Annotated in this window: 7 protein-coding genes; all 7 read right to left on the bottom strand. The window is 48.4% G+C overall.

Annotated elements, in window-relative coordinates; genetic code table 11:
• Positions 1 to 143 precede the first annotated feature (143 nt).
• Positions 144 to 848 carry a glutamine amidotransferase-related protein gene (locus RIF36_RS02750; RefSeq protein ID WP_350149309.1) on the bottom strand — a complete coding sequence of 235 codons (705 nt, stop codon included), beginning with the start codon at positions 846 to 848 and terminating at the stop codon, positions 144 to 146.
• Position 849: 1 nt separating this feature from the next.
• Positions 850 to 2235 (bottom strand): aldehyde dehydrogenase family protein, encoded by a 1386-nt coding sequence (locus RIF36_RS02745; protein ID WP_350121203.1) that lies wholly within the window; start codon positions 2233 to 2235, stop codon positions 850 to 852.
• A 4-nt stretch (positions 2236 to 2239) separates the two neighbouring features.
• Complete coding sequence (locus RIF36_RS02740; RefSeq protein WP_350121201.1) at positions 2240 to 3013, bottom strand: glucose 1-dehydrogenase; 774 nt, start codon at positions 3011 to 3013, stop codon at positions 2240 to 2242.
• Positions 3014 to 3057: 44 nt separating this feature from the next.
• A complete protein-coding gene (locus tag RIF36_RS02735) occupies positions 3058 to 3489 on the bottom strand; it encodes a PIN domain-containing protein (protein ID WP_350121198.1) in 432 nt (143 codons plus the stop codon).
• Complete coding sequence (locus RIF36_RS02730) at positions 3486 to 3689, bottom strand: hypothetical protein (protein WP_350077036.1); 204 nt, start codon at positions 3687 to 3689, stop codon at positions 3486 to 3488. Before RIF36_RS02730 ends, RIF36_RS02735 begins: the two co-directional genes overlap by 4 nt.
• 96 nt (positions 3690 to 3785) lie before the next feature.
• Positions 3786 to 5162, bottom strand: coding sequence for a glutamine synthetase family protein (locus tag RIF36_RS02725; RefSeq protein WP_350121195.1), 1377 nt, complete (start codon positions 5160 to 5162; stop codon positions 3786 to 3788).
• A gap of 2 nt (positions 5163 to 5164) precedes the next feature.
• Positions 5165 to 6499 (bottom strand): ethanolamine permease, encoded by a 1335-nt coding sequence (gene eat / locus RIF36_RS02720; protein ID WP_350121192.1) that lies wholly within the window; start codon positions 6497 to 6499, stop codon positions 5165 to 5167.
• Between the last annotated feature and the right edge of the window lie 62 nt (positions 6500 to 6561).

Below are 6561 nucleotides of genomic sequence, written 5' to 3'. Positions count from 1 at the left end.
ATTTAGTCAGTTCGAAGGTTCAAAAGAAATGGTCCAGACCGGTATCATGGACCAAGGTGATAAGTATACTAACTATGACATATCCCGAAAGACTTGAACCCAACTTTTAAAAAATGACACACTTAACTGAACATAACCTTTTATTACTTTCGTACATCATATCCTTCCTCTAAGAATCCCAAAATCCACCCCTTCAACCCCTCCCTATCCGGCTCCACTTTCAAACTCTCGACAGCCCTGTCAACCTTCTCCTTCCCTATCCTTTCCACTCTCGATTCAAAGACCTCCCGGTCATATTCCAGGCTAAATTCGGGATGCCCCTGGATACCAAAAAAAGTATCGCCGACAGTGAACATTCCTACTGGGCACTCAGGAGATGAGGCCAGCACTTTTGAGTTGGGGGGTAGCTTCATTACCTGGTCCTGACAAAGCATGAGGATATTGTAGCTGTCAGGCGCTGGTCTCATCCACGTGGGTTTCTCTTTGATAGCGAATTGATGAACGCCAATCAGGTAGCCCACTTCAGCCCTTTCCACCTTTCCGCCAAGGGCTTCTCCCATCATTTGATGACCAAAGCAAACGCCTACAAACTTTTTTCCACTGTCGTAAATCTCTTTCGTAAACACTTTTAACTGGTGTATCCATGGAATGTCGTCGTATACTGAGGCTTTGGATCCGGTGCAAACAAAAGCATCATAGTCTGCGATGGACGGAAAACTTCCTTCGCAGACAAACCATGGTTCCAGTTTCAGCTCAGGCAGCAGTTGGTCAAACATGAAGTGGTAGTCGCCGTGCTTCTCTGCAAACTGCGCCGCCACATGATCACAAACCAGCAGGGCCACTTTCATGTTAAGATACTCTCAGGTGAAACGACTTGGGGCGGGTAAGTGCATCATATCCTAAGGAAGAAAGTGTATATCCCTTGCCAGAGTTCTTCACGCCAGTCCACGCCAGCTCCGGATCGAGGTAATCGCAGCGATTCATGAACCAGGTGCCAGTTTCCACTTCGTTGCCAATAGAAAGGGCTTTTTCTACGTCTTTCGTCCATATAGAGGCGGTGAGTCCGTACTGACTGTCGTTCATCAGCCTCATGGCTTGGTTATCGTCTTTCACCGGCATGATACCAATGATCGGCGCAAAGCTTTCCTCAGACATGATCTCCATGGTGTGATTAACGTCTACCAAAACATGTGGAGCCAAATAGGGCGCCGACATCTCCGGAAAGTCAATGGCACTGACTAGCAGTTTGGCTCCTTTGGCTACTGCTTCTTTCACTTGTTGCTGGGCTTTGGCCATATTGGAAGGTCGTACCATTGGCCCCAGTGTGGTATCTGACTTACGAGGGTCAGCTACTTTGTAGGTTTTTGTCAGCTCTACAAAGGCTTTAACAAACTCATCATATTTCGACTGGTGCACATAAATGCGCTCAATACCACAACAGCTTTGTCCAGAATTGAAGAAAGCCCCGTCCACCAGGTTTTCTACTGCAAAAGCCAGGTCAGCATCTTCCCGCACATACGCTGGGTCTTTACCTCCTAGCTCCAACCCTGCCGTAATAAACCTATTGCCTGCCGCTTCCTGAATGGCATGACCACCTTCCACCGAACCGGTGAATGCCACATAGGCAATTCTTGGGTCATGGATCAGGTCGGCTACCTGGGCATGGCTGATGTGCAAAAACTGGAAAACCCCGTCGGGGAGTCCGGCGGCTTTGAATGCCTCTGCATATCGCTCAGCGCACAACGCTGTTTGCTCAGCGTGTTTCAGTATCACTGTGTTACCCGCCATGATGGCCGGGATGACCACGTTTACCGAAGTAAGATAGGGATAGTTCCAAGGCGCCAGCACGAGCACAGTTCCCAGTGGCTCCTTTCGAATGAAGCGTTTAAAGCCCTCTTTTTGCGATACTTCTTTGTCCTTCAGGGCGTCGAAAGCAGAAGTGATCATGTATTCTGCCCGGTCTTTGAAACCACCTTTGATTTCGTTGGGTGTGTAGCGAACCGGCCGGCCCATTTGCATGGTAATTTCCATGCCCCAGTCGTCGGCATGATCGACAAAATACTGCACCGCTTTGCGGCAGATTTCCGCCCGCTTTTCTAACGATGTTTTTCTCCACGAAGGAAACGAATAGCAGCATTTTGCCACCACAGCATCGACTTCAGATGCTGTAGCATAGCTCCTTTCGGCGTAAACTGACCCGTCGACCGGGCTGATGATTTGAAAACCCTTTTGCATAAACTTATTGAGGAGTTACATAGGCCGCCGTGATACCACCATCTACCATAAACTCTGTACCTGTCACGTAAGACGAATCGTCGCAAGCGAGGAACAATGCTGATTTAGCCATTTCTTCCGACTCACCAAACCGTCCCATTGGCACATGCACCAGGCGACGCTGTTTCTTTTCCTCTGTGTTCAGGAACTTCATCAGTAGGTCAGTCCTTAGCGGGCCAGGGCACAAAGCATTCACACGAATGTTTTCTCTTGCATGAATAACTGCCAACTCTCTCGTCAGGGAAAGTACCGCTCCTTTGCTCGCCGTGTAGGCCACTTGCGGTGTGGCCGCACCGAGTATCGCCACAAAGGAAGCGGTATTAATGATGCTGCCTCCTCCTGCTCTTTTCAAAGCCGGGATACCATACTTACAACCAAGGAAAACCCCCTTGGCATTGATGTTCATGGTCAGATCCCAGGTTTCTTCAGAGGTGGTCTCGGCATTGTCGTCGTTGGAATCCATGATACCGGCATTGTTGAACAGGATGTTCAGCTTGCCATAAGTGCTCTCAGCGAACTTCACCATGTTTTCGCAGTCGGCAGCTTTGGACACATCTGCCCTCACAAATGCAGCCTCAAAGCCAGCTGCCTTGATTTCCTTTACCGTCTCGGTAGCACCTGCTTCATTCACATCGGCCACTACTACTTTGGCACCTTCTTTTGCAAACAGCATCGCACTGGCTTTTCCTATGCCACTGCTACCCCCTGTGATCAGGGCTACTTTGTCTTTTAGTCTCATGATAAATTATACTTGGTTCGGTTATAATCGTTTCCCTTATTGCTTTAAACAATCTCTAAAAGGTCTTTTGATAAAATAAACTTATCCCAGCCTTTTGCCTGCATCCCTGAAATCAATGCTTTGTCACCACTCCACAACTTTCCTTTGATATGGTCTGTCAATGCAATAAACTCGGTATCATCGACATCGACGTCCCTTGTCAAGTGCAAGGCATTCTTCATCAATGCTACGGGTATTAATCTAACGTCTAAGATCTTTATACGATTAGAGATTTGTGCAAAGACATCATCATACTGTTCTTGGGTGTAACCAGCTAATTGCCGCAACTTTTCTCTGTGGGATTCTATTTCAGTGAGCAGATGGTGAGTAGAATAAAAATTGAGCCCTGACCTTGGCTGAAGAATAATTCTGGCAATTCGACTATCTGCATTCAGTAAAGCACTAAATACGATGTTCGTATCGACCACTATCCTCATAAACCCAAAATGGATTTAGTCTTCTCCCATCTACCTTTCTTAGCTTCCCTCGCCAATTCATCGATTTGCTCCTGTGTTGCTTTTGACTTTCTAGAAATCTCTCTGAACTTAAGCCAGTCTACAACAGCCTGCAAGTCATCAATGTCGGTATCTCCAGGCAGCCGAAAAATAATTTCGTTATCCTTTCTTTCGATTATCATGATGATAAAAATATCGTTACTAAGTTAACACATTTCATTTCCAAATAAATTCAAACCTGTTCCGACCCTATCGGTTTGACTACCAAAGCATTGTCGTCAAATCCTCTCAAAATACCTTTTCCGCTCCCAGTCCGACACGGCTTTTTCGTGATCAGCCACTTCGGTTTCGTAGAAATGGGCGTAGTGTTTCACCACCTCTTCTCCAAACGCTTCTTTGGCAAATGAGCTTCCCTTAAACAACCTCACGGCCTCTTTCAAAGTTCTTGGCACCCCGGGCAAATGCGCAGCCGCATAAATATCGCCCTCGAAGCACCTTTCTGGCTGTAGCTTCTCCTTCATGCCTTTTAATCCACTGGCTATAGACGCCGCCAGGGTCAGGTAAGGGTTACAATCAGCACCCGGAATTCTATTTTCTATTCTTAAGCTATTCCCCTCTCCTACAATTCGAAATCCGGCCGTGCGATTATCCTTGCTCCAGGCCATGCGGGTTGGTGCCCAGCTTCCATCTACAAAGCGCTTATAGGAATTGATCGTTGGTGCATAAAACACCATCACATCAGGCACATACTTGATCCAGCCGGCCAGAAAGTGGCCAAACTCCTTCGACGCCTTTACCGACCCAAAATCTTCATCGCCCACAAAAAGGTTTTTACCGTCTTTCCACAAACTGATATGCACATGAGAGCTGCTCCCAGCCCTGTCCTCATGGAACTTGGCCATGAAGGTAACTGAGATGCCCATGGCATCGGCCAGCTCTTTCAGGCACTGCTTGTACACAGTATGGCGATCTGCCATCTCCAGTCCCTCGGCATATTGAACGTTGAGTTCGTGCTGACCAAGTCCCCATTCTCCTTTGGAGTTCTCCACTGGCACACCGGAATGCTTCAGGTGCTTGCGGGCAGCGGCTGTAAACTCCTCCGTTCTGGTGCCCTGCATGATATGGTAGTCTTCGAGGTACCATCCGGCAGGCGTCATTTGGCTATACCCAGCTTCATGTGCCGACCGATAGTCGTTTTCAAAAAGGTAGTATTCAAGCTCAGTAGCCGCAGCGGAATCGAAGCCCTGAGCTTTTAGCTGCTTGATTTGACCAGAAAGCAGGGAACGGGGTGCTTCTGGTATCAATTCATGCGTTTTGTCGGAATACACGTCGCAAACAACCAGGGCCGTGGATTCCAGCCAACTGGCTACACGCAGTGTTTTCATGTCGGGCACCAAATGAAAATCTCCGTAACCCAGCTCCCAATTGGCGAAGTCGTAGCCAGGAACCGGCTCCATTTCCATGTCGGTGGTGAGCAGGTAGTTGCAGGCATGCGTGCCACCTTTCACTACGCTTTCCAAAAAGAACTCAGCGTCGTAGCGCTTGCCCATCATGCGACCATAGTGATCGGTAAAGGCAGTGATCACCGTCTCGATCTCCTCAGAGGCCACTTTCTTTTTCAGTTCATCCAGGGTAAGCATTCCTTTCACTAGCATGGTCACGATTCTTTATAGGTGAGCTTAAACCAAATATAAGCGATAATCAGCAGTCCGAAATACACCAGCGCCAACATTGGGTTGTACCAGGTGATGGCCACAAAAGCAATCGCTGCTATCACTAACGCTGTTGCAGGAAACAAAGGGTAAAATGGCACTTTGAATGGGCGCTCCAACTCGGGCTCATTTTTCCTGAGCACAAAGAAGGTGATCATCGACAAAATGTAAAGTGTCAACGCACCGAAACACGCAATGGTAATGATTTCGCCAGTTTTTCCGGTAAGCAGAGCTAATATCCCAATGCCCATGTTTACCACCAGCGCATTGGCAGGCGTACCGGTTTTGGGGTGCACCCTGCCCAGGGATTTGGGCACGTAACCTACTCGTCCAAACTCAAAAGTGGAGCGACCGGCTGCCAGAATAATACCATGAAACGATGCTACCAGGCCAAACAGGCCAACCGTAATCAGCAGGTGATACAGGATGTGCTCGTTCCCAACTATTTTCCCAAGCGCAAGCGGCAGTGGCGAATCTGACGCTGTGGTGCTTCCTTCGGGAAATACGATGGCCTCCCATCCCGCCACACCCACCGACGAAACAAAAGTGAGGATGCAGAGCACTACCAAAGTAAAAATGGCCGATCCAAACCCGATCAAGATACTGCGCTGCGGGTTTCTGGCCTCCTCGGCCACATTTGCCACCCCCTCAATGGCCAGGAAAAACCAAATAGCAAATGGCAGGGCTGCAAAAACTCCCTGAAAACCGTTGGGGAGTGAATTTGCCTGGAGGTTTTTGAATTCAAAAGCAGGCAGTGTCACCCCAGCAAAAATCAACAGTTCCACTACGGCCAGGATGGTAATGACGAGTTCAAAAGTAGCAGCCGCCCTCACGCCGACGATATTAAGTGATGTGAAAATAACATAGGCTGCCAAAGCGATCAGCAGGGTATCGATGGCAGGAAAGAAAATATGAAAGTAGGCACCAATGGCCGCTGCAATTGCCGGAGGTGCGAAAATGAACTCTATATTCTGAGCCATACCGGTTAGAAAGCCAAGGTTCTTACCCAGTGCCCGGTTTGCGTAGTCGAACGCCCCTCCTGCCTTTGGAATAGCACAGGCCAGCTCAGTGTAGCTAAAGGTGAAGGTTACATACATGATGATGATGAAAAAGGTAGCAATGGCCAGGCCGAGTGTGCCGCCTTCTGCGAGACCGAGGTTCCAGCCGAAGTACATGCCCGAGATAACATAGCCAACTCCCAGCCCCCAGAGCATCAGTGGCCCCAGCTTAGGTTCAAGTTTGTTCTCTACTACGGCACTTTCCGGTTTGGTTCCTCCCATCGTCCGAAAATAGCGATTTGTTATTCAATTGTTAAGTAGAAGTTGGGTTAAGGATATGTTAA

Origin of the sequence: Imperialibacter sp. (genome assembly GCF_040222815.1) — a bacterium.
In the GTDB taxonomy this organism is placed as follows: Bacteria; Bacteroidota; Bacteroidia; order Cytophagales; family Cyclobacteriaceae; genus Imperialibacter.
This window is presented reverse-complemented; position numbering and strand designations above follow the sequence as displayed.